The 21,124-nt window shown below is 45.1% G+C and carries 28 protein-coding genes; 5 read left to right on the top strand and 23 right to left on the bottom strand.

Annotation, left to right across the window (positions count from 1 at the left end; all coding sequences use genetic code 11):
* Window positions 1–226: 226 nt before the first annotated feature.
* Window positions 227–361: a helix-turn-helix domain-containing protein gene (locus DW039_RS21495; protein WP_332055714.1), complete on the bottom strand. Its 135-nt coding sequence runs from the start codon at window positions 359–361 to the stop codon at window positions 227–229.
* A 167-nt stretch (window positions 362–528) separates the two neighbouring features.
* Here DW039_RS21495 and DW039_RS11350 point away from each other — a divergent pair, with 167 nt between their 5' ends.
* A complete protein-coding gene (locus DW039_RS11350; protein ID WP_196297963.1) occupies window positions 529–1,158 on the top strand; it encodes a BT4734/BF3469 family protein in 630 nt (209 codons plus the stop codon).
* A 54-nt stretch (window positions 1,159–1,212) separates the two neighbouring features.
* Complete coding sequence (locus tag DW039_RS11345; RefSeq protein WP_044468501.1) at window positions 1,213–2,988, top strand: DUF3987 domain-containing protein; 1,776 nt, start codon at window positions 1,213–1,215, stop codon at window positions 2,986–2,988.
* A 124-nt stretch (window positions 2,989–3,112) separates the two neighbouring features.
* Here DW039_RS11345 and DW039_RS11340 read toward each other — a convergent pair whose 3' ends face one another.
* Window positions 3,113–3,331, bottom strand: coding sequence for a DUF4248 domain-containing protein (locus tag DW039_RS11340; RefSeq protein WP_120381956.1), 219 nt, complete (start codon window positions 3,329–3,331; stop codon window positions 3,113–3,115).
* A gap of 208 nt (window positions 3,332–3,539) precedes the next feature.
* Here DW039_RS11340 and DW039_RS11335 point away from each other — a divergent pair, with 208 nt between their 5' ends.
* The 3 genes from DW039_RS11335 to DW039_RS11330 are packed head-to-tail and all read left to right on the top strand — an operon-like array spanning window position 3,540 to window position 4,588.
* On the top strand, window positions 3,540–4,025 hold the full coding sequence (locus tag DW039_RS11335) for a DNA-binding protein (RefSeq protein WP_009038578.1): 486 nt from the start codon (window positions 3,540–3,542) through the stop codon (window positions 4,023–4,025).
* Window positions 4,026–4,064: 39 nt separating this feature from the next.
* The gene (locus tag DW039_RS21490; protein WP_005829485.1) at window positions 4,065–4,172 is read left to right on the top strand and encodes a smalltalk protein; all 108 of its coding nucleotides are present in this window, start codon (window positions 4,065–4,067) and stop codon (window positions 4,170–4,172) included.
* Between the two features lie 2 nt (window positions 4,173–4,174).
* Window positions 4,175–4,588 carry an N-acetylmuramoyl-L-alanine amidase gene (locus tag DW039_RS11330; protein WP_044468502.1) on the top strand — a complete coding sequence of 138 codons (414 nt, stop codon included), beginning with the start codon at window positions 4,175–4,177 and terminating at the stop codon, window positions 4,586–4,588.
* Between the two features lie 13 nt (window positions 4,589–4,601).
* On the opposite strand, the gene DW039_RS20925 is transcribed toward DW039_RS11330, so the two are convergent.
* From DW039_RS20925 to hydE, 21 genes are all read right to left on the bottom strand, one after another.
* On the bottom strand, window positions 4,602–4,769 hold the full coding sequence (locus DW039_RS20925) for a hypothetical protein (RefSeq protein ID WP_153881107.1): 168 nt from the start codon (window positions 4,767–4,769) through the stop codon (window positions 4,602–4,604).
* A 74-nt stretch (window positions 4,770–4,843) separates the two neighbouring features.
* A complete protein-coding gene (locus DW039_RS11325) occupies window positions 4,844–5,239 on the bottom strand; it encodes a HEPN domain-containing protein (protein ID WP_034529826.1) in 396 nt (131 codons plus the stop codon).
* Window positions 5,239–5,562: a nucleotidyltransferase domain-containing protein gene (locus DW039_RS11320; RefSeq protein ID WP_371413541.1), complete on the bottom strand. Its 324-nt coding sequence runs from the start codon at window positions 5,560–5,562 to the stop codon at window positions 5,239–5,241. Before DW039_RS11320 ends, DW039_RS11325 begins: the two co-directional genes overlap by 1 nt.
* Window positions 5,563–5,641: 79 nt before the next feature.
* Window positions 5,642–6,655, bottom strand: a complete 1,014-nt coding sequence (gene pseI, locus DW039_RS11315; protein ID WP_009038591.1) for a pseudaminic acid synthase — start codon at window positions 6,653–6,655, stop codon at window positions 5,642–5,644.
* 8 nt (window positions 6,656–6,663) lie between these two features.
* Entirely contained in the window at window positions 6,664–6,888 is a 225-nt protein-coding gene (locus tag DW039_RS11310; RefSeq protein ID WP_009038592.1) for an acyl carrier protein, read from the bottom strand.
* A gap of 4 nt (window positions 6,889–6,892) precedes the next feature.
* On the bottom strand, window positions 6,893–8,473 hold the full coding sequence (locus DW039_RS11305; protein WP_087332517.1) for an HAD family hydrolase: 1,581 nt from the start codon (window positions 8,471–8,473) through the stop codon (window positions 6,893–6,895).
* A complete protein-coding gene (locus tag DW039_RS11300) occupies window positions 8,470–8,874 on the bottom strand; it encodes a VOC family protein (protein ID WP_009038594.1) in 405 nt (134 codons plus the stop codon). Before DW039_RS11300 ends, DW039_RS11305 begins: the two co-directional genes overlap by 4 nt.
* A gap of 6 nt (window positions 8,875–8,880) precedes the next feature.
* Window positions 8,881–9,483 carry a UDP-4-amino-4,6-dideoxy-N-acetyl-beta-L-altrosamine N-acetyltransferase gene (gene pseH / locus DW039_RS11295; protein ID WP_120381955.1) on the bottom strand — a complete coding sequence of 201 codons (603 nt, stop codon included), beginning with the start codon at window positions 9,481–9,483 and terminating at the stop codon, window positions 8,881–8,883.
* A gap of 87 nt (window positions 9,484–9,570) precedes the next feature.
* The gene (locus DW039_RS21275; protein ID WP_243635026.1) at window positions 9,571–9,864 is read right to left on the bottom strand and encodes a hypothetical protein; all 294 of its coding nucleotides are present in this window, start codon (window positions 9,862–9,864) and stop codon (window positions 9,571–9,573) included.
* A gap of 89 nt (window positions 9,865–9,953) precedes the next feature.
* Window positions 9,954–10,562 (bottom strand): hypothetical protein, encoded by a 609-nt coding sequence (locus DW039_RS21270; protein WP_243635025.1) that lies wholly within the window; start codon window positions 10,560–10,562, stop codon window positions 9,954–9,956.
* Window positions 10,543–11,226 (bottom strand): pseudaminic acid cytidylyltransferase, encoded by a 684-nt coding sequence (gene pseF / locus DW039_RS11285; RefSeq protein WP_009038597.1) that lies wholly within the window; start codon window positions 11,224–11,226, stop codon window positions 10,543–10,545. Before pseF ends, DW039_RS21270 begins: the two co-directional genes overlap by 20 nt.
* Window positions 11,223–11,558, bottom strand: coding sequence for a DapH/DapD/GlmU-related protein (locus DW039_RS21265; protein WP_227224503.1), 336 nt, complete (start codon window positions 11,556–11,558; stop codon window positions 11,223–11,225). Before DW039_RS21265 ends, pseF begins: the two co-directional genes overlap by 4 nt.
* Before the next feature lie 286 nt (window positions 11,559–11,844).
* Window positions 11,845–13,008 (bottom strand): UDP-4-amino-4,6-dideoxy-N-acetyl-beta-L-altrosamine transaminase, encoded by a 1,164-nt coding sequence (gene pseC / locus DW039_RS11275; RefSeq protein ID WP_120381954.1) that lies wholly within the window; start codon window positions 13,006–13,008, stop codon window positions 11,845–11,847.
* Window positions 13,005–14,027, bottom strand: coding sequence for a UDP-N-acetylglucosamine 4,6-dehydratase (inverting) (gene pseB / locus DW039_RS11270; RefSeq protein WP_022400702.1), 1,023 nt, complete (start codon window positions 14,025–14,027; stop codon window positions 13,005–13,007). The genes pseC and pseB overlap by 4 nt, the downstream gene beginning before the upstream one ends.
* Before the next feature lie 14 nt (window positions 14,028–14,041).
* Window positions 14,042–14,530, bottom strand: a complete 489-nt coding sequence (locus tag DW039_RS11265) for a UpxZ family transcription anti-terminator antagonist (RefSeq protein ID WP_044468631.1) — start codon at window positions 14,528–14,530, stop codon at window positions 14,042–14,044.
* Between the two features lie 28 nt (window positions 14,531–14,558).
* On the bottom strand, window positions 14,559–15,095 hold the full coding sequence (locus tag DW039_RS11260; RefSeq protein ID WP_044468630.1) for a UpxY family transcription antiterminator: 537 nt from the start codon (window positions 15,093–15,095) through the stop codon (window positions 14,559–14,561).
* A gap of 541 nt (window positions 15,096–15,636) precedes the next feature.
* Complete coding sequence (locus DW039_RS11255) at window positions 15,637–16,746, bottom strand: PspC domain-containing protein (protein WP_044468510.1); 1,110 nt, start codon at window positions 16,744–16,746, stop codon at window positions 15,637–15,639.
* Window positions 16,747–16,828: 82 nt separating this feature from the next.
* Complete coding sequence (locus DW039_RS11250) at window positions 16,829–17,155, bottom strand: PadR family transcriptional regulator (RefSeq protein WP_005825341.1); 327 nt, start codon at window positions 17,153–17,155, stop codon at window positions 16,829–16,831.
* A 224-nt stretch (window positions 17,156–17,379) separates the two neighbouring features.
* Complete coding sequence (gene hydF, locus DW039_RS11245; protein ID WP_120381953.1) at window positions 17,380–18,570, bottom strand: [FeFe] hydrogenase H-cluster maturation GTPase HydF; 1,191 nt, start codon at window positions 18,568–18,570, stop codon at window positions 17,380–17,382.
* Between the two features lie 11 nt (window positions 18,571–18,581).
* Window positions 18,582–20,000 carry a [FeFe] hydrogenase H-cluster radical SAM maturase HydG gene (gene hydG, locus DW039_RS11240; protein WP_044468512.1) on the bottom strand — a complete coding sequence of 473 codons (1,419 nt, stop codon included), beginning with the start codon at window positions 19,998–20,000 and terminating at the stop codon, window positions 18,582–18,584.
* Between the two features lie 52 nt (window positions 20,001–20,052).
* Complete coding sequence (hydE, locus tag DW039_RS11235) at window positions 20,053–21,111, bottom strand: [FeFe] hydrogenase H-cluster radical SAM maturase HydE (protein ID WP_044468511.1); 1,059 nt, start codon at window positions 21,109–21,111, stop codon at window positions 20,053–20,055.
* Window positions 21,112–21,124 lie beyond the last annotated feature (13 nt).

Raw genomic sequence — 21,124 nt, 5'->3', positions numbered from 1 at the left:
TGTTCGCAGCGAAGATAGAGGTTGCAATCAATAGCCATTTTTTGACTGCTTACTGAATAATTGACTTTATCATATAATTTATATAAAAGTGACTGAGAGCAAGGCACCTTCTCTTATTCCTTCTTTCTCACCTTAAACCATTCATCCAGCCACCCATTAATCACCCGCCTGATTTCCTCATCCTCCAAATCCCTGAAATAGTAGAAAATCAGCGATAAGTAGGCGCTTAGTCTTGCATCGAGCCCTTTTTTATATGGATATACGTTTTTGTACTGATATGAGCTTCCAAAGCAAGTTCCGCGATAGTAATCTTTCTCATTTTACGTAAAGTTTCGATAAAAGCACCCAATGAAGAGTGCATACAGTTTTCATTCATGTCAATTTTCGGTTATGTGAATTGTATAATAGTTTCTATAATGTTATAGATTGTTATTTATACTTTAGCCAGCTTAAAATCTTTTCCGTATACGGAAAAGATTGGGTGAAATAAGTTACCTAACTTTGCACAATAATTTTAAAAAACATACGATGAAAAACACTCTTAAAATGTCGCTATTCATGCCGCCCATCTCACCCGTAAAAGATGCGGCAACCGGAAAAAACGTAAAAAGCGCCACGCTGACTCCACTGCGGACTATGAATCTCGAGGAAGTGTACAAACTAATCACCTCCAATGAACACCTTGCCACACTGACACTTGCTGTAAGAAACGCCGCACTGCGAGGCGACGAAACCGCCTGCCGATACCTAAAGCAGCAAACACTGCCCTACGTCACCCCCTGCGGCGTATTCACCCGACGACGGAGCGACTGCCTCACGGAATCCTCCGGCCTGGTTGTAGTCGATATCGACCACCTTGAATCCGCAGAAGAAACGGAAAACTTACGGCAACAACTGTTTGATGACCCCTATCTATGCCCTGCGCTGGTGTTCATCAGCCCCACCGGACGGGGCGTAAAAGCGTTTGTTCCCTGTCTTCACGGACAGAATCCTGCAGAAGGAATACAATGGGCCATGAACTACGTCCACTGCATGTATGACACCGAAAACACACAACCCGGAAAAGGAGTGGACACTTCGGGGAAAGACCTCGTACGCGCCTGTTTCCTCTGCCATGACCCGAAAGCACTGCTCAGAAAAGTTGTGAACTTCGAATGATGAGTCATTGCAAATCACCGACTACAAATTACTAATTATAAATTACCAAATCCGATGGAACCACTATCTTCATTGCACCTTCTGGCCGAAGCAGTCAGAAATGCAGGAGCAGACATTGCTCCAACCTATCAAGAATATATACAACTGGCATTTGCCATTGCCACCGACTGCGGAGAAGCAGGACGGCATGATTTTTTAAGTCTGTGCAGCCTGTCGTCCAAGTACGACCGACGGGCAGCCGACAAGCTCTTCAGCAATGCCCTGAAGACCGGCCGTAACGACGTGCATCTGGGAACCGCCTTTCATCTGGCCGAGCTTTGCGGCGTGAAAATTCAGCATGAAGCCGCACCCGCCATTGGTACACTTGGTACACAAAGTTCACCCCTCTCTTCTACCTCACACACACGCGCACGCGAGGAAGAGTCCGCATCGGGCATTGAACCACTGTCTCCATTACCCACTTTCGACGAACACCTCCACTGGCCTTATCCCCTGAATCGCATCATGAGCTGCGGAACCTCCCTCGCCCAATACGATGTACTGCTACTGGGTGCCATCACCGTATTGGGTGCCAGTATGGGAAAACACGTCCGATGTTCCTACGGAGGAAAAATGATGTCCCCCTGCCTGCAAACCTTTGTAGTAGCCCTACCTGCATCCGGCAAAGGAGTGCTCTCCTTGGTACGCCTGCTTGCCGAACCCATTCACGATGAAATACGTGAGCAGGTAGACGAAAGTATGGCATGTTACCGCCGCGAAAAAGCAAAATACGACACACTGGGCAAGGAACGCGGAAAAACGGAGACTCCCGTAATGCCTCTCAACAAGATGTTCCTCATCTCGGGCAACAACACCGGAACCGGCATCCTGCAAAACCTGATGGACTCCGACGGTACCGGACTGATATGCGAAAGCGAAGCCGACACCATCTCCACCGCCATCGGTTCGGAATACGGACACTGGAGCGACACCATGCGCAAAGCCTTCGACCACGACCGACTGTCCTACAACCGCCGCACTGACCACGAATACCGAGAGGTAAAGAAAACTTATCTTTCCGTACTTCTGTCAGGCACCCCCTCACAAGTGAAACCCCTGATTCCCACTGCTGAGAACGGGCTCTTTTCCCGCCAAGTATTCTACTACATGCCTGCCATACATCATTGGCAAAACCAGTTCGACCGCAATGACAGCGATCTTGAAGATACCTTCAAGGCTCTGGGCATGGAATGGAAGGACAAACTGAAAAACATTGTCATGAACGGAATATTCACCCTTCACCTTACAGACGGACAGAAAGATGAATTCAACCGGCTCTTCTCCCGGCTTTTCGTACGCTCCGGACTGACCAACGGAAACGAGATGTCAAGCAGCGTGGCACGTCTAGCCATCAACATCTGCCGCATCATGGAAGTGGTGGCCATGCTCCGCGCAATGGAACAAGGGGAAATCACCGCCTCGCCTTACGTGTCGCCCGACCCTCACACAGCCACAGACAATCTGAAAGACCACATTGTCAGCCGATGGGATCTCCTCATTGCTTCCGATGACTTCCATGCCGTACTCTCACTGGCCGAAAGCCTGTACCGGCATACCACCCATATCCTCTCCTTCCTGCCCAACACCGAAGTGGCAAGCCGCGGCAATGCCGACCGGGATGCGCTGGTAGACAGCATGGAAGAAGAATTCACACGGGCCTCTTTCCTGCAGAAAGCCGGAGAGATGGGCATCAAATCGGAAACCGCCTCCACCTGGCTCAAACGTATGCAGAAACACGGGCTGGTGGAAAATGTGGATGGCAAGGGAAACTACCGGAAACCCAAAGTCTGACATTCACTTCGCTTCACGCACGCGTATGTGTGTGAGGCGAAAGGATGGATGAACCTCTGTACCAAGTGTACCAACCTCAGGTTTACGCTTCCCAACCTGACCTTTACGCCGCCCAACCTCAAGTTTAAGGCTCTCCCAGTGCAGCCACTATCAGCCGCACCTGGGCAGGCGTATAAGAGCGGGAACGGGAAGAACCGCCCAAGGCGGAAAGTCCGTCACGCAAATCGGGACAAAGGTCTATCCTGTGTTTCAGTTTGCGGAAGGCAGCCTCCGGACAAAGATTGGGACAATAGATTTGGGCCAATTCAGTACGCCCGTATGTACGTATGACAAAAGAATCCATAGTTGACAGTTACGATTTATATTTCATCAAAAGTAACTATAAATCATGACATTATCAAACTTACAAGCGTAAATAACCGACTAAAACAGACCCAAACAGACGAGAACCTGCAAAAACCGGCAAACGCCCGTATCCACAGCCTTATCTTTGCATCGTTGAGTTCAACACAGCAAATGTTTTTATCCTTTAACTTCTAAATTTTAATTGTATGATTCGTTACAAAAAGTATCAAGTGACGGGCGAAGATAGCCCGCTGAAAGGCCTCTGGTATGCACGCCCCGTAATCGAAGAAACCTTCGACATCGAAAAGCTGGCCAAGCACATGTCCAATCACAACACCCCCTATTCGAGTGGTGTCATCAAGGGGGTACTGGCAGACATGGTTTCCTGCACCAAAGAATTGATTCTGGACGGCAAGAACGTGAAACTGGATGACCTTGCCATCTTCTCCGTAGGAATCGTCAGCAAGAAAGGGGCGCAATCCGCTGCCGACTTCTCGCTGGCCAACAACGTGAAGGGGCTGAAGCTCCGCGCCCGTGCCACCGGCGAACTGAGTAATGCCCAAATCAACCTGGATGGACAGCTGAAGGAATCTTCCCTGTACACCGTAGGCGGAAAAGCTCCCGATGGCAGTGGTTCCGACGGCGGTTCCGGAGGAAGTGACGGTGATCAAGGCGAGAATCCGTTAGGATGAGAATAATTACAAATTACTAATTATCAATTACCAATCATCATGAGTGAAGACAAAAAGTCAAAATCCGTGTGGGGCATTGTCCTCAAAGTAATCATCACCGTAGCTACCGCCATAGCGGGAGCTTTAGGTCTGGGCGCTTGCAAATAGCCATGCGTACGATTACCCTGCTCATTGTTCATTGCTCAGCCACGCCTCAAGGCGTGGCCCTGGGCTTTGAGGATTGCCGCCGCGACCACATCCACCACCGCGGCTTCCGTGACATCGGCTATCATTTCTATCTGACCCGCAACGGCGAAATACACCGCGGCCGCCCGTTGGAAAAAATAGGTGCGCATTGCCTCAATCACAACCGCCACTCCATCGGCATCTGTTACGAAGGAGGGTTGGATGCCGAAGGCTGTCCTGCTGATACCCGCACTTTGGAGCAGAAGGCTTCGTTGCTGGCACTGCTACGCGAGTTGAAACGCATCTTTCCACGGGCACTGATTATTGGGCATCACGACTTGAATCCGGTGAAAGCTTGTCCGTGCTTCGATGCGGAAAGGGAGTATAGGGGGCTGTAAAAGGCTCCCTTTTTTATTCTATATCCAAATTCATCAACCCCATGCGCACTTCTTTATTGGGGATATCCAGCGTATAAAGATGTGTAAGCGGAGAATAATTCTTTATCGTCACATACCCGCTTTGGTAAAGCAACGGGGTGATATTTGTCATTCGTTCCGTAGGGGCATTGTTTACTTGCAAAGGAACAAAATCTGTTCGTATTTTCCTAACGAAGGGGGATGAAAGATACTAAAAAAAGAGGGGAAGAAGGAAATCTATTTTTCTGTAATCAATCTATCAACTTCACTTATCAAGAATGAAATCTGAGGATACAAATTATCAATTTCATCTTTGGTAAACTCTTTGAAATCATCATAATCACTTGACTGCCTTTTATCGTAAATTTTAGAAAAGATACGCCCGCATTCAGACGACAACAAATTCGTCTTTACAAAATGAAGTCCAAAAGCTTGTCGAACTCCCATGTGACTTTTCACTTCAATTCCATGCAAAATCAACAATGCTGAAACCATATGAAAACAAGCGTAATACATCCTATTTACAGCAGAATTCCATAGTTCATTATCTATCAAGACATCAACATCATGCATCAAGTCACATGCCTTTTGACGCCTATAATTGACAATATCACGCTTTATATCCTCTTCCATCACAGCAACACACCATCTTTCATTACATTATAATAAAATACAGTCTTTCTCTTTGCTGCCTCCCAAGCTTTACGAGTCATCACAATCGGGCTAATAATAGTACCTGTTTCTATTTCCAAATCATATATTGGAGCAGTAATGACATCCTCCTCCATAGGAGAAACTGTATCTTTATCCACTAAAATCAGAATATCAATGTCACTATTCTGTTTTGCCTCTCCACGTGCCTCAGAACCATAAAGAATAGTCTGAGAGTTGGGAGCAACACTCTTTATCATATATTTCAGACGCTTCACCAATTCCTTGCGATTCATATAGACTATGTTTTTAGTGTTTAGACTACCGCAAAGATAGTTTTATTTTTAAGAATTGCAGTAACAATATTCTCTTTTTTGATGACCTCTAACTATTCACGAACTCCCATGCAAATCTCGTTCCTTTCTCCAAATCCTGATTTACTTTCTTTCCCAATATATCTTTCAGATACTTAGGGTGCAAACCGAAGCCCGGACGAACGGAGCGAACGTTCTGCTCTGTAATCACTTCTCCGGCTTTCATATCCTCGGCTACATAGAGCGAACGGGAGAACTCCCTTCCCGACTTCATCTTATCAGTAAGTTCATACGATACTGAGCCGATAGCCGCTTCGGCCATGCGTATATCTTTCACCATTTGGGCAAACTCCTGCTCGTTCATTGAGAATGAGGCATCGGGGCCGCCAATACTACGGTCGATAATAAAATGCTTTTCAATCATGGTTGCACCTTGTGTCACAGCCACTACGGCAGACACACTGCCAATGGTATGATCGGACAAACCGGACTTCACTCCATAGCGCTCGGCTAAATCCTTTATCATGCACAGATTGGCTTCCTCAATGGGGGCAGGATAAGAGGAGGTGCATTTCAACAGCGTAATATCATCATTGCCCGCCGCACGGCAAGTATCTACAGCCAACTGAATGTCTTCTTCAGTGGCAATGCCGGTAGACATCACCATCGGTTTCATCTTCTTGGCGGCATACTCTATTAAAGGAATATCCGTAATTTCAAAAGAGGCAATTTTGTAAATGGGGTTGCCCAAGGATTCCAGGAAATCTACCGCAGTTTTATCAAACGGTGATGAAAAACAGATAAGTCCTTCCTCCTTGGCCACACGAAACAATTCTTCGTGCCACTCCCAAGGGGTATAGGCTTGCTTATAGAGATCGTACAAACGCATGCCGGCCCAAACACTTGTAGAATCAGCCATAAACTCCATTTTATCATTATCCAACGTTATGGTATCAGCTGTATATGTTTGGAGCTTGATAGCATCTGCACCTGCACGTTTGGCAGCACGAATTGTTTCTATGCCTATCTGCTTGCTACCATTATGATTCGCCGACATCTCGGCTATGATAAATGTTTTTCCCATAATGGTTCTTATTGTAACTTGTTTGAAATAATATTTTTGATGTCAGAGAAAGATTTCATCAAACTGATTTCATTAGGCTCAAGCTCTACTTCGAAAGTATCTTCCAATTCTATAACCAGATTCAAATGGTTCATACTATCCCACTTTTCGCAATTATTCTGAGAGGTATTCTCATCTACATCTGTTTTTAAAACAGCTCTCATCACATCCATTATTTCTTCATTCGTAATCATAACTTTATTGTTTAACTGTTATTGAATAATAATCAGGTATTGACAAATCTAATTTGTCAATATTCGCCATATAGTATTTAACACCCTCTTCTACTCGCATCACAGAAAAGCCAAGCCGGTCATAAAAATCAGCCACTTGTCTGTTTTTGAGAGTAGGAATAAATTTTGCTTCTAAAGCTGACACACCATCCTCAACCAACAATTTAAATACAAATTTAATGAAAGCCGTTTCAATACCTTTACCTAATATACGACAACTAAGCAATATATTCTCAATACTATTATCAGCGATGAAAACTGCTCCCGTGATACCATTATCACCAAATTTATCTGAAACTCTGATGCAATAGATTTTCCATTGATTATCCAGAAGTTGTCTGACATCAGCTTCAGAATAACGTTGGGTCGTTAAATTAAACTGATTTGTTTTTTGCGTCATCTGAGCAATTCGTGATATATTGAATGAGTCCACCTTCTGAAGCTCAATTTTAATTTCTAATGAACGAAGAAAATCTTCAAAGTTTAAGAATTTGGCTTGTTCGCGTGTACGTTCCGCATTTGCCTTATATTGTTCCGTCTTCTTTTTATCTTCACCGGTAATTTCGTAAACTTCAAAATAATCACGAACTAATTGCATGAAAAACTGCGGTAACATATATGCTTGTTTTGGAAAGTCCGGGACAGCCACCATAGGCAAGGTCTGTTTTACTAATTCACGCTCTGCCGGATTGTCATCAATGAACACCATACTATCAAGACCTATGTTCAGCTCTTTAGACAGTTCCACGATATTCGAAGCCTTGTCATTCCAATTTATACGAATAGCAACAAAATCTTTTTTCCTTAAAACCATAAACGGATTTTGCTCCCAAGCTTCGAATACATCTTCTTCGTTGTTCTTACTACAAACAGATAAAATAATACCCTCTTTACTTAACGCAGACAGCGCTTCCTGAAAATATAAAAATGCCTTACCTGGATAGTCCCCGCCAATTTGTATACCATTAATGCCTTCCTCGCCAAGGACTCCACCCCACAAAGTATTATCCAAATCAAGAATGAGGCATTTCTTTCTCTTTAAAGCTATATTCTGTATTTTAGAGTCTACCCATGTAGCAAATTCACTGGTAATTTTAGAAGATATATACATTTGAGAAATAAAATAGAATTTCCATCCAATCAATTCCTCTGACCTATAACGGGAAGTAAACTCAGAAAAGTCAATCACCTTAAAATTTACATTCGTTCCAGCCATATTATACAGTTGGGTATTATACCGGACGATAGCCTCCCTTACAATAAAATTGGCATCAGTAAATCTCGTAGGAAAGATGTCTACCAATGTGAATGCTACAAATTCTTTCCCTTGTGGAACCTGCGAGAAAACAAGCTGCATTTTTCTAATATATGCATCAATTTCGTCAGCCAGTTGCTTCTGATTCCATCTTATGGGTATTTGATACATCCACAAATACAAAGATGTATTTTGAGGTATATATGATATATCTTCGTAACCAGAATACTCCACTTCGTCTGTGCCGAAGATATTTTCCAGCGTATTGTTTCTAAAAATAAAGAATTTCATTTTTGTTCTAATAATTCAATTAAACCGATATCTTTATTATAGAGAAAAGCTACCCGATGATTATTGAGAGCTACTGCTTCTGCCGGATAGCTTACCACCATGAACCTCATTTTACGAAGCCGTGCGATGGCATCTTCTATATTTTCTACACTATAACAGCAATGATACGGACAAACTCCATTCTTCTCAAGATTTTTATTGATTGGAGAATTCTCATCAACAGGTTCAAGAAGTTCAATCATAGGCTCTCCTTCTTTTGTAAGGAAGCAGATATTTACATTCTGTATTGGATCAAATATCACAGATGAACAAGAATATCCCCCATCAATGTAATAATACATTGTTTTTTCAATACTGGTAACAGCGTATCCTATATGGTGAAAATGAAAATTTGATAACATGATTCTCTATTTGCGTTTATCTCTAATAAAGCGGACCAATTTACGTATATCATTTCTATATACTGTAGTACTTCTATAATGAAGTTCTGAAAGCTCCCATTCAATGAATTTCCGGTTATGACAACATCCGTCGGATTCCACCGTATCACCCAAAACAAAGCCTAAAAACTCATCCAATAACAATGCATCGGTATTGTTTATATCAATTGAACCTACCAGTTTTATACATTTTGCAACCTCAAAAGAAAAACAGATGATAGTATAAACAAAATCAAGCCCCCCTCCACTTTTCATTTGGGAAGGTGCCATATAATAGCCTAATTCAGCGATTCTTCTTTCATGGTCTATATCGGTCAGATTGAAGACTCCATAGGGAACATTATCTTTTGTTACTAACCAATAGTAACAATCTTCTCGTTGAGCAAGGGTTTTCGTAAAATTCAAGTGATTTTCAAGAGATATTACATCTGTATTATACATAAACTGCCTTATCTCAAAAGTATTCCTCCAATCCAATATTTGCTTTAGGAGTTCTTCCGACAAAATAGAGAAGTGTTGGAAAACATAACCATGATATTTATAAACCGCTTGTTTGTCTATTTGTATCATTCAATTGCTAAATAATTAAAATTATCTGTTCTATTCCTGCATCAATTGTCCATTATGAGAATTTTTCCGAAAAGAATGCGATCATCGTCAATGCACATTTCTTCCCAATTCTTCAAACAGATTAATATAGCGTTCACGAATACCACTCTTTATCTGCAAGTTATCAACCCCAGCAATCTCTAAAGATGTCAGAGGTATGGGATTATCCTTAATATTTCCTAAAGGAAGAACTCCTCCAGTAGAGGTTAACAGTGAATAATAATCAGCCTGATTATCTACATACCAACCTACAGCCAACTTGGCACCACAAGCAATGGCCTCAATACTTACAGTACTTGCTGAACAGATCACCCAATCGGAAGCACAAAAAAGTTCGGCCATCTGTTGAGCTGTTAAATTGGAGCAATAAGACACTCGCCTATCCCGTACCCTCGGCTTTTGAGGTTGATAAGCATCACCTACCACTGCAGTTATCTGGCTGAGACAGTAGGCAATTGCATAGCTTCACGAATGTAATGGCCAGTAAAGTCAAAGGAATCCACACCACCAAAAGTAATGGTTATACTTTCTGTACGTTTTGCACAAGAACAGAGTTTGTTTACAGCTTCTATAAACGGTCTACGCAGTAATGCCCAGTCGAATCCCAAACAAAGTTTAGTGTAAGGTTCCACATCAAAAAGTCCGGAGTCAGTCAAAGTATGATTAATCACAACATCTGCCACATAGTGCTTGTCGTGCATGTCATCCACACACACCAGGCGGCAACCTTTTTGCTTAATGGCACGCTGGTAATCGGTAGTGAAGAAATAATTGTCGAGCACCACGATTTCATCACCTTGCAGATGGGAAAGGAAATCATCATAATGCGATTCTTCCTGCAAGGGGATGAAAGGACATACCTTCTCCATCTCACTCACCTGATATGAGGTAGGATGGCAAGTAAAGAAGGTACAATCGAAATCGTCCTTCAGCATATCGGCCAAAGCCAGAGTACGGATAAAGTGACCGTAGCCGATGGTAGCGCTTGCATCGGCACGGAAATAGATTTTCTGCATTACATCATCTATGAAGTAACTCATACTTCATTTCCGCCAATGTCCAGTCAGTCAGCGTATCGAGGTCCTGCACTTCGAGTTCGGAAAGTACCAGTCCGGCTGTGTTCTTCCCCCAAAAGGTTCGGCTCTCTACAAAGGAGTTTATGCGAGAAAAATAGAACTGACCGGCATCATGATAAATCGGCTCTAAATCTTGGGAACGTGCATTCATGTATTCGGGATAAACCATACCGATTCTCCCGTCTACGATATGAAGGCTACGCTGTATAGGATAGGAATAAGCCACACAAGTGAAAACGGAATCAATTTCCGAATTCATTTTTCCGTATGCTTCCCGAAGCCTTTCAGGAGTGACAAAAGGAGCTGTCGAGTAAATGCAACAAACTGTATCAAATTCCCTGCCTCGCTCTTTATACATCTCTAAAACTTCAAGAATTACATCGGCCGTGCCGGCATAATCATTCGAGGTCTCAGCACTGCGCATAAAAGGAACTTTGGCCCCGTATCCGCAAGCTATCTCCGCTATCTCTTCATCATCGGTCGAAACCATTACTTCGTCAAAAAGTCCGCTCTGCAAAGCCGCCTCAATGGAGTATGCAATAATAGGCTTGCCCATAAAGGTTTTGATATTCTTACGCGGAATACGTTTACTGCCGCCACGGGCAGGAATAATACAGATATTTTTCATCGTTTAGCCTTTATAATTAAATGGGGAGAATACCCGAAAACAATTGAATTGTCCGGCACATCCTCATCTTTCACACCAGAATTTGCCCCGATAATCACATTGTCACCTATCCGGCAGTTACCGATAATAGAAGAATTTGCACACATCCGCACATTTTCACCTAAAACCGGATAAATTCCTTTATTGTTTCCCACCGTGCAATTTTGCCCAAAACTGAATCCTTCACCATATTCAGCCCGTCCCATAACGCTACCGACCGGATGATCCAACGTAAAATAATGAGGAAGATTTACCTCATGATACAAATCACACCCATTCATTATCTTATTCAAATAATACAACTTATCTGCCAATAAACGGTTATCAGTATCTTGAGAAATGGTGTTAGCAAAAAAATAGAGAAAAATTGTATATTGTGCACTTTGATAAGGGTTGAAGTATGTCTCACCGTCGCATGAGTAATACTTATTTTTCGTACGGGAAAAACAATATTCACAACGAGAAATTACCCCCCCATTTTTATATTTATTAACATCTCATCTTCTTCACTCAAGAAGAAAAAAGAGGAAAGTTGCTGCAAAAGCTGCTTTTCAATAGCTTCAATAGAAATGGAAGTAATCATTGTTTTATATATTCTATAACCTTGTTAATCACATACTCCTGTTCCTCGTCCGTCAGCGTGGGATACATCGGAAGACTCAGACAATGTTCGTAATACTCTTCTACTATAGGTAAATCGCCTTTCCTATTGCCCCACTGCTGATAGTAAGGCATCAGATGAAGCGGAGCATAATGAACCTGCGCATAGACATTGTTCTCGTGCAGATAATTATAAAGACCCAAGCGGTCAGCCACTTGAATGATATAAAGGTGATAAGCATGATAGACATCGGCAGCATTGAATGGAGTCTTGATGCCATCTATTCCGGAAAATGCTTCATTATAGCGTCTTACGATTTCATGGCGGCGTTCAAGACCTGCTTTCGCACGCTCCAGCTGAGAAATACCCAAGGCAGCCTGAAAATCAGTCAGACGGTAATTATACCCTAACTCCTGCATCTCGTAATACCAGCCACCATGATGCTCGTGCAATAAAGCAGGGTCTTTCGTAATGCCATGCGTACGGTAAAGACAAAGCTTGTCATAGAGCTCCTTGCTGTTGGTGGTCACCATGCCTCCCTCACCCGTAGCGATATGTTTCACGGGATGGAAAGAGAATACGGCACAGTCGGCAAAACAACCGTTACCACAATGTTGTTTCTTGCCTTTACTGTCCATGAAATAGCCGCCGGGAGCATGGCAGGCATCCTCGATAATCCACAAGCCGTACTCGTCGGCAAGCTTTCTGAACTCTTCCAGATCCAAAGGATAGCCTGCAAAATCAACCGGAACAATACCTTTGTAAGTACCGCGGGGAGAAGCTTTAAGCATGGCTTCAAGTTTACGGATATCCATGAGGTAAGTATCCTTGTCAATATCACAGAATACCACCTCGCCACCACAATAGCGGATGCAGTTGGCACTGGCAGCAAAGGTCATGGGAGTGACAATCACCTTGTCACCCGGCTTTACATTCAGTGCGGTAGCTGCAAGATGAAGCCCTGAAGTGGCATTGTTCACCGCTACGGCATATTGTGCACCTACATATTCGGCAAATTTCGTTTCAAATTCCTTGATTTTGGGACCTTGTGTCAGGTAATCGCTTTTCAAGGTATCGATGACTGCCCGGATATCCTCATCTGTGATATGCTGACGACCGTATGGAATAGGCTTGCTTATCATTTCACCTCGAAATTAGGGTCAACGTATTTCTTTATATTCTCGCGCATAGTCTCTACTGTCTCCCACTCCGTATTGTTGTCACTGCTGTAGTGGAAACCGTCGGGAACGGGTACTGCATTGTGATGTCTGATGAACTCTTCGCGACTGTGCTTGAAAGATACGGAAGGAAGAATGACATAATATCTGCCCAAATCGATTGTATCAAGAGCATCGGTTACAGTAATCATCTCCTCGTGCAGCTTCTCTCCCGGACGGATGCCCACTTCCACCTGCGGCAGATTGGGTGCAATGGCGGTAGCCACGTCCTGGATATGATAGGAAGGAATCTTAGGAATAAAGATTTCACCACCCAGGTGATGTCCGATGGCATACATGACCAAAGCGACACCGGCTTCCAGCGAAATGTTGAAACGGGTCATGCGCATATCGGTTATGGGAAGTTCCTTCGCCCCGTTGTCACGCTTGTTGATAAAGAAAGGGATTACGGAACCGCGGGAACCCATCACATTGCCATAACGGACTACGGAGAACCTGATGTTCTTGGAACCGCTGATATTGTTGGCAGCAGTAAACAGCTTGTCGGAAGTGAGCTTGGTGGCGCCATAAAGATTGATGGGGGCACATGCCTTGTCGGTAGAAAGGGCCACCACATGCTGTACACCGGTGGCAAGAGCAGCCTTTATCACATTCTGCGCACCGTGTACATTGGTTTTGATGCACTCTTCGGGATTGTATTCAGCGGTATCCACCTGCTTGATGGCGGCTGCATGGATAATCACGTCCACTCCTTCGCAAGCCCGCGTCAGGCGTTCGAGGTCACGGACATCACCGATAAAGAAACGCAGTTGCGGATACTTATGACCGGGATATTTCTGTTTCAGCTCAAATTGCTTCAGCTCATCGCGGGAGTAAATAATGATTTTCTTTACTTGCGGATAATCACGGAGGATGGTTTCCACAAACTTCTTTCCGAAGGAACCCGTTCCTCCGGTAATCAATACGGATTTATTGTTAAGCATTATAATGAAAAGTTTTATTCATCGATATATTCCCACGGATAGGGATTGTCTGTCACATTCTGAAACTCATCAATCGCTTCCTGCTGTTCGGGAGTAAGTGATAAGGAATCCCAGGAGGCGATGATGGAACGGCCTTCGTCGGCCAAAGACTCGTCGAACACTTCACCGTAGCAGGCGGTAAGCAGACGGAGCTTCAGTAAGGAAGCGGGAAGGGCATCGAGCACATCCCAACAACAGTCCAGCACTTTCTGGACATGCCGCTGCTTTTCGCCATGGTCCACAAAAGAGGCGCTGTAACCCATAAGAAGGGCAAGACAGACATTTGCCTGCTCTTCGATGGTAGTGCCTTTTACACCCGACCGGTACAAAGCCATGGTAAGACGGTAGACCTCACCGTTCCGCCGTGACAAGTCATCGCTATAGACGGGACTGCCGTCCATACCCAAATACATCAGTTCGTGCGCAGCACGCTGAAGAGTGATTGCTTCTTCGGAAAGAGACATAAGCAATTATAGAATTAAAAATTAAAGTTCAGCCGATTACTTCTATAAGATCGGGATGGATAGTGGCCATGGCAACAGCTATGACACCTTGTATTTCGATAACCACGCGACGGTCACGTGCGCCCTTTACCTTCAGAAATATCCCCTCTTGCCCCTCAAATTCACCGCCGGTAATCCGGACTTTGGTACCCTTGGACAAGTTCAATTCATCCGGTTGAAAATAAAGAAGATGATCATCGTAAGTGCCGGATACGGCAATGAAACGCTGCATCTGACCGTCTGGGACAATAATCTTCTGCCCACTGCGGGTATCGGTGATATATTGCAGATAAGTGACTTGAGACTTGACACGCTGCACATCGGAAGGACGGGCATGGACAAAAAGCAGATTATGAACGACCGGAACCAGAGCACGGACTTTTTTCCCTTTTTTTATACATATCTTGTATTGCATAGGAATGAAACAGCCCAAATTTTCTTTCTTTAGCAGACGCATGGCATCCGGTTCTCTGCGGTAGGTGGCACGCATAGCATACCAGATTTCGGCCTCTTTCTCTATTCCCATTTTATGCTTTTGTTCAGACAAGGGTGTTCTCCTGGGGCTTTGAACCTCTTGCATACACTTGAAATTCAATTACTTGCGGACACTTTATGTAGAATACGACAAGCTTTATGCCCTTCTTGTCAACAGATTTTTTGCAGTCATTCATTACCTGACAGGTAAAATGCTGTAAACGAATCTATTGCAAGCAAAAAGCGTTCAATAGACGTTCGTTTTTTGAACGTCAATATTTAAGAAAATTAAAGAGGGAAGATTACTTAAAAATTAGTAAAAGGAAGAAGTTAGAGAAATACAATGCAATAGGCTTACTGACAAAGTATTATACTCACTAAAAAGAAATTTATAGAATATTTTTATTAAACATTTTGCGAGATTCAAAAATACACGTTATCTTTGCGTTCATTAAACGAACGTTTAAAAAACGCCTTTTCCAAACGCAATATTTCACTGTATAACAACCAATTACACCCAATAAAAAAATATCGTGTTTATAGAAATCTGATTTCCACAAACACGATATCAATTAAAAAAGAAATTACTATTCTCAGAAATTAAAGATACCCAATTCCGGGAAAGTAGCCCCCTGCACTGCAAAACAGATTCCGAAGCAAGCTGCACTTACAATCCAAAGGATAACCAGCGTCCACTTCAAGCCGGAGTTCATCGGCTGCCACTTGAATATCTGGCTAAAGATGGCCCACACAAGGCTGACCAAAGGAATTCCTACCAACAAGATACCTGCAATGTACATCACAATGGCAGACAGCGGAGAAGTAGGCAGTACCACATCAGCCATCGGGAAAAGGGAAATGAGAGCTGCACCACCACCAACAGCCACCGCTATCGCAGCAAACAACAGCGCCACGAATACCACTCCAAACACAAACAGTATCGGACTGCAAATAATGGCGAATATCACCAGACAGATTTTCAAGAACCAGCCGACAATCATCACCAATGCATCTCCCAACTTCTGCAAGAAAGTACGGGGTTTATCCGACCTCATATAATCATTCACCCCATTGGCAACCTTCTCAAAACCGTCCGTCACCGTCTTTCCGATATTCTCCACCGTAACGGCCTCGCCACGCATACTCAACTTCTCGGCTGCTGTGCGGGCTTCCGGTATAACCAGCCAACACACGATATAGACCGGTATCAATGTCCCTACCCCACAAATCAAGATGACAAGCAGTAACAGTCGAAGTAAAGTTACATCCCATCCCAGGTAGGCAGCCATTCCACTGATGACACCACCCAGCATTTTGTCATCCGGATTGCGGTATAGACGACGGCGTGTAGTGCCATAAGCGGTATTGCTGTTCCAAGCACCGGCACCATAGCCGCCCCCGGCACTCGTGCTGCCGGAATCGGCACTAGCACTCTCTCCTTCCGCCTCCATATCTTCCGGCTTTCCCATGCGGGCAATCACCTCTTCCACATCGGCTATCGTGATTACTTGCGAACCGGCCGACAATTTCTCGGCAAAGAGTTCGGAAATACGGCGTTCAATATCATCTACAATCTCGTCGGCACCTGCTTCCTTGCGGAAGTGCATCTTGAGATTACTCAGATAATTATCCAAAAGACGGTATGCGTCATCATCAATATTGAAAACGGTTCCACCTAAATTTACAGTTAATGTCTTTTTCATAACACACTATTTATTTACAATTTGACTATTTACGATTTACTATTTACCATTCGGCGAATGCGACATATTCTCTGTGGTCATTTCAAGAATTGCTAATGTGATTCACCGTCTCGTTCAACTCTTTCCAGGATGTTTCCAGTTCACCGAGAAAGACTTCTCCTTTTTCCGTCAACCGGTAATATTTACGTGGAGGACCTTGCGTAGACTCAATCCATTCATAACCCAGCAAGTCGTCGTTCTTCAGACGGGTGAGCAACGGATAAAGTGTACCTTCCACTACAATCAGTCTGGCTTCTTTCAACTTCTGAATGATATCCGAAGCGTAAGCCGGCTCCTTGTGAAGCAGCAGCATGATGCAATATTCAAGCATGCCCTTGCGCATTTGCGACTTTACATTGTTTACATCCATAATGGTATTTACTATTTGACAATTTACGATTTACTATTTTGCTGCGCAATAGAGTAATGAGTGTCCTCATTCATTCTATTGTTGTTCCTTGTATGGCACAAATATATGTATTATATCAGTACCTTGCATTACAAAGTACCTTATATTAAGTATAATTAACAAAAAAAAAGTAGTTCACACTACTCTATTACATCAGTAACATGAACAAAGAGGGAGAGGGATATTTACCGATGGATAACAATTTTATCCAATATACCGGTCAGACTCGCAATTGCTACTCCGTAGTTGGTTATGGGGATGTGCTGTGCGCGGGCATGGGCTATACGATTGAGAACGTACTTCCGGTTGAACATGCAAGCGCCGCAATGGATAATTAAATCATATCGGGACAAGTCTCTGGGAAAGTCATTTCCAGATACAAAGTCTATCTGCAATTCCTCGCCGATGCGCTTTCGTAGCAGGCGGGGAATTTTGACGGTGCCGATGTCCTCGGTCAGCGGGGCGTGGGTGCAGGCTTCGGCTATCAGTACACGCGATTGGGGTGTCAAGCTATGAATAGCGGCAGCTCCCTCTACAAAGGCATTGATGTCTCCTTTGTAACCGGCAAAAAGAACCGAGAAGGAAGTAAGACTACTCTCGGCAGGCTTTTGTTGATAGACGATGGGGAACACTTGAGAGTCTGTGATTATCAGCTTAGGCGGACGGACAAGGGCTTGCAGGGAGGCTTGCAGCTTGTCGGTGGTGCAGCTCATCACTAAGCACTTTTTATCCAACAGTTCGCGGATGGTCTGCACTTGCGGAAGAATGAGACGACCTTTGGGGGCTTGTATATCCTGGGGCATCACCAGCAGGACGACATCTCCTTCACTTACCAAATTGCCCGTGATAGTCTGCTCACCAAAATTCTCGGGAAGCTTTTCGAGGATAGCATCGAAAATGCCTTGAATGCCGGTACCCTCTTTGGCACTGACCACAACGGGAGCCTGCCCGCACCCCTTTTCAATCCGAAGAACCACGGAAGCGGTGTCTTGACGGGAATCGGCTTTATTCAGTATCAGTATCACGGGGATTTCGCGCGCTGCCAGCAGCTTTAGCCATTGCTGTTCCAGCGTTCCGTCAGCTTCATAAAGCAAGAGGGCGATGTCTGCTTTCTCCACCGTCTTTAAGGTACGCTCCACGCGCATACCGCCCAGTTCGCCTTCGTCGTCATCAAAACCGGGGGTATCGATAAAGAGGCACGGGCCCAAAGGATATACTTCCATGGCTTTGGTCACGGGGTCGGTAGTAGTGCCGGGCGTTGCGGATACCAATGCCGTGTCTTGCCCGGTCAAGGCATTGACAAGGCTGGACTTTCCGCTGTTTCGTCGTCCAAAGACGGCAATGTGCAGGCGGTTGGAACGAGGTGTATTATTCATAAATCCGAAATCTAAAATCTAAAGTCTCTTTTCCCCTCCCCTATCTCCTGAAGATTACGTTCGGCTATCGCCCGTATCTTGGGGTTCGGGATATGCTCCATCTCCTCACGAATCAGCTGTATGCCCTTCTCCTTGGTTTCGGAGGAGGCATAGTCCTCCAGATATTCTTTTAATGTCATCAGTGCATTGGGCTGGCAGCAGTTTGCTATCTGTCCGCGCTTGACGAGCGACATGAAGCGGTCTCCGGTACGTCCCTCGCGATAGCAGGCGGTGCAGAAGCTGGGGATATGCCCCAGGTCGAGCAGCCAACTCACCACTTCATCCAGCGTGCGCCGGTCGCTCACATCGAATTGGGAGGAATCTTCCTCTTTGGCTTCCGGCACGGCATAGCCTCCCACGCTGGTGCGCGAACCGCCGCTTATCTGCGAAACGCCCAGTTCGAGCACCCGACGGCGTACGGCTTCCGACTCACGGGTGGAAATAATCATTCCCGTATAAGGCACCGCAATGCGGGTAACCGCCACAATACGGCAGAACATCTCATCCGAGATGGCATCGGGAAAATCCTCGGTCGAAATATCATCTGCCGGACAAATGCGCGGTACGCTGATGGTATGCGGACCTACGCCAAAGGTAGCTTCCAGATGTTCGGCATGCATCAGCAATCCTACGAAGTCGTAGCGATAGGTATTCAGACCAAACAATACACCGATACCTACATCGTCGATGCCACCCTCCATAGCGCGGTCCATCGCTTCGGTGTGGTAGGCATAATTACTTTTCGGTCCCGTGGGATGCAAGACTTCGTAATGCTCTTTGCTGTAAGTCTCCTGAAAAAGGATATAAGTGCCGATACCTGCCTCTTTCAGCAACCGATAGTTTTCCACTGTAGTGGCGGCTATGTTGACATTCACCCGGCGGATGGCCCCGTTCTTGTGGTGGATGCTGTAGATGGTGCGGATAGACTCTAAGATATAGTCGATAGGGTTGTTTCGAGGGTCTTCTCCGGCTTCCAGCGCCAGGCGTTTATGCCCCATGTCCTGCAAGGCGATAACCTCGCGGCGTATCTCCTCTTGCGAGAGTTTCTTGCGGGGGATGGTACGGTTCTTGGCATGATACGGGCAATAGACGCAACCATTCACGCAATAGTTGGAAAGGTAAAGCGGGGCAAACATCACAATGCGGTTGCCATAGAATTTCCGTTTGATTTCACGTGCCAGACGATAGATGCGCTGCACCAGTTCCGGCTCGTCACATTCCAGCAGTAGGGCCGCCTCCCGATGGGAAAGCCCCTGGCACAAAGCAGCCTTGTCAATCAAACTTTCGATGAGCGGACGGTTGTTGCGGTTTGCCTGCGCATACTCCAATGTATCCAATATCTCCTGATGATTGATGAATTCTTCTGCTTGTCTTGACTTTATGTTATACACTTCGTAAATTGATAATTGGTAATTAAAATAAAGAATGAAGATTTGAAAATTATCAATTATCAACGGTCAATTCTCCATTCTCATAATCTCCTCTCTCTCTTGATACCTCATAGCCTATCCCTTTCAGTTGTTCCTCCAATTTTAGCAAACCTTCTGCCGCTTCGGCACCCGCAGAAGCTTTGTTATCATAGAGGGAGTACTTCGCCCGCTGATGAGAAGGCGAAAGATTAGGCATCACGACATTGGCGCCAGCCAATATTCCCCGTTCCCGTCCGTCCGGAGCAAGTGTGGCCAGGGCAGTGGTAGCAGGTATCAGTGCCGCGGGATGCATCAACCGGAAGATAGAAAGCAACTTCAGCGTCAACTCCATATCTCCCGACGGAAAAGAGGAAAACGGAGTATCGTGATGTGGAAGAAAAGGTCCCATGCCTATCATCTCCGGCTGAAACCGTTCGATGAAGAGAATGTCTTCTACCAAATGGTCCACCGTCTGGTAAGGACTGCCCACCATGATTCCGGTTCCCACTTGATAGCCTATCTCTTTCAGCCAGTCCAAGCATTGCAACCGATGGGAAAGGGACATCTCCGCAGGATGAAGCCGGTGATAATGCCCTTCGTTGCAGGTTTCGTGCCGCAACAGATAGCGGTTGGCACCTGCCAGGAAGAAACGTTCGTAAGCTTCCCGCGATTTCTCGCCCAAGGATAAGGTAATGGCACAATCCGGGAAGGATTGCCGGATAGCGGCAACTGCCTCCACCATCCCCTCATCCTTCACCGCCGGCGCTTCGCCCCCTTGCAGCACAAAGGTACGGAAGCCCAACCGATAGCCTTCATGGCAACACGAAAGAATCTCCTCCTGCGTCAGCTCATAACGGGTTATGTTCCGGTTCTCCTTCCGTATGCCGCAATAGTAGCAGTTATTGCGGCAACGGTTGGTTATCTCAATCAGTCCGCGAATGAAGATTTTATTGCCAAAGCGGGCAAGCGTTTCTTCCCGAGCCTGCCCCTGCAAATAGGTTGCAAGGGCTGTGTCCCGGCTAAGAAGCAAGGCTTTATACTCTTCGGCATCCAGCCTGCGATTGCTCCGCAATTTGTCAATCAAATGCTTCATATAAACGGACAAA

This window comes from Bacteroides sp. AF39-16AC (assembly GCF_003602735.1).
Classification (GTDB): Bacteria; Bacteroidota; Bacteroidia; order Bacteroidales; family Bacteroidaceae; genus Bacteroides; species Bacteroides uniformis.
This window is presented reverse-complemented; position numbering and strand designations above follow the sequence as displayed.

Excerpts from the sequence above, each read along its gene's own strand:
- pseF (WP_009038597.1), bottom strand. The coding sequence starts at position 11,226 with ATGAAAAATATCTGTATTATTCCTGCCCGTGGCGGCAGTAAACGTATT.
- pseH (WP_120381955.1), bottom strand. The coding sequence starts at position 9,483 with ATGATACAAATAGACAAACAAGCGGTTTATAAATATCATGGTTATGTT.
- DW039_RS11305 (WP_087332517.1), bottom strand. The coding sequence starts at position 8,473 with ATGAAATTCTTTATTTTTAGAAACAATACGCTGGAAAATATCTTCGGC.
- hydE (WP_044468511.1), bottom strand. The coding sequence starts at position 21,111 with ATGAAGCATTTGATTGACAAATTGCGGAGCAATCGCAGGCTGGATGCC.
- DW039_RS11325 (WP_034529826.1), bottom strand. The coding sequence starts at position 5,239 with ATGGAAGAGGATATAAAGCGTGATATTGTCAATTATAGGCGTCAAAAG.
- DW039_RS11255 (WP_044468510.1), bottom strand. The coding sequence starts at position 16,746 with ATGAAAAAGACATTAACTGTAAATTTAGGTGGAACCGTTTTCAATATT.
- DW039_RS21275 (WP_243635026.1), bottom strand. The coding sequence starts at position 9,864 with ATGGCCGAACTTTTTTGTGCTTCCGATTGGGTGATCTGTTCAGCAAGT.
- DW039_RS11345 (WP_044468501.1), top strand. The coding sequence starts at position 1,213 with ATGGAACCACTATCTTCATTGCACCTTCTGGCCGAAGCAGTCAGAAAT.
- DW039_RS11330 (WP_044468502.1), top strand. The coding sequence starts at position 4,175 with ATGCGTACGATTACCCTGCTCATTGTTCATTGCTCAGCCACGCCTCAA.
- DW039_RS11335 (WP_009038578.1), top strand. The coding sequence starts at position 3,540 with ATGATTCGTTACAAAAAGTATCAAGTGACGGGCGAAGATAGCCCGCTG.
- DW039_RS21495 (WP_332055714.1), bottom strand. The coding sequence starts at position 361 with ATGCACTCTTCATTGGGTGCTTTTATCGAAACTTTACGTAAAATGAGA.
- hydF (WP_120381953.1), bottom strand. The coding sequence starts at position 18,570 with ATGAATAATACACCTCGTTCCAACCGCCTGCACATTGCCGTCTTTGGA.
- pseC (WP_120381954.1), bottom strand. The coding sequence starts at position 13,008 with ATGATAAGCAAGCCTATTCCATACGGTCGTCAGCATATCACAGATGAG.
- DW039_RS21490 (WP_005829485.1), top strand. The coding sequence starts at position 4,065 with ATGAGTGAAGACAAAAAGTCAAAATCCGTGTGGGGCATTGTCCTCAAA.
- pseI (WP_009038591.1), bottom strand. The coding sequence starts at position 6,655 with ATGGGAAAAACATTTATCATAGCCGAGATGTCGGCGAATCATAATGGT.
- DW039_RS11260 (WP_044468630.1), bottom strand. The coding sequence starts at position 15,095 with ATGGGAATAGAGAAAGAGGCCGAAATCTGGTATGCTATGCGTGCCACC.
- DW039_RS11265 (WP_044468631.1), bottom strand. The coding sequence starts at position 14,530 with ATGTCTCTTTCCGAAGAAGCAATCACTCTTCAGCGTGCTGCGCACGAA.
- pseB (WP_022400702.1), bottom strand. The coding sequence starts at position 14,027 with ATGCTTAACAATAAATCCGTATTGATTACCGGAGGAACGGGTTCCTTC.
- DW039_RS21270 (WP_243635025.1), bottom strand. The coding sequence starts at position 10,562 with ATGAGTTACTTCATAGATGATGTAATGCAGAAAATCTATTTCCGTGCC.
- DW039_RS11310 (WP_009038592.1), bottom strand. The coding sequence starts at position 6,888 with ATGATTACGAATGAAGAAATAATGGATGTGATGAGAGCTGTTTTAAAA.
- DW039_RS11350 (WP_196297963.1), top strand. The coding sequence starts at position 529 with ATGAAAAACACTCTTAAAATGTCGCTATTCATGCCGCCCATCTCACCC.
- DW039_RS11250 (WP_005825341.1), bottom strand. The coding sequence starts at position 17,155 with ATGGATGTAAACAATGTAAAGTCGCAAATGCGCAAGGGCATGCTTGAA.
- DW039_RS11300 (WP_009038594.1), bottom strand. The coding sequence starts at position 8,874 with ATGTTATCAAATTTTCATTTTCACCATATAGGATACGCTGTTACCAGT.
- DW039_RS11340 (WP_120381956.1), bottom strand. The coding sequence starts at position 3,331 with ATGGATTCTTTTGTCATACGTACATACGGGCGTACTGAATTGGCCCAA.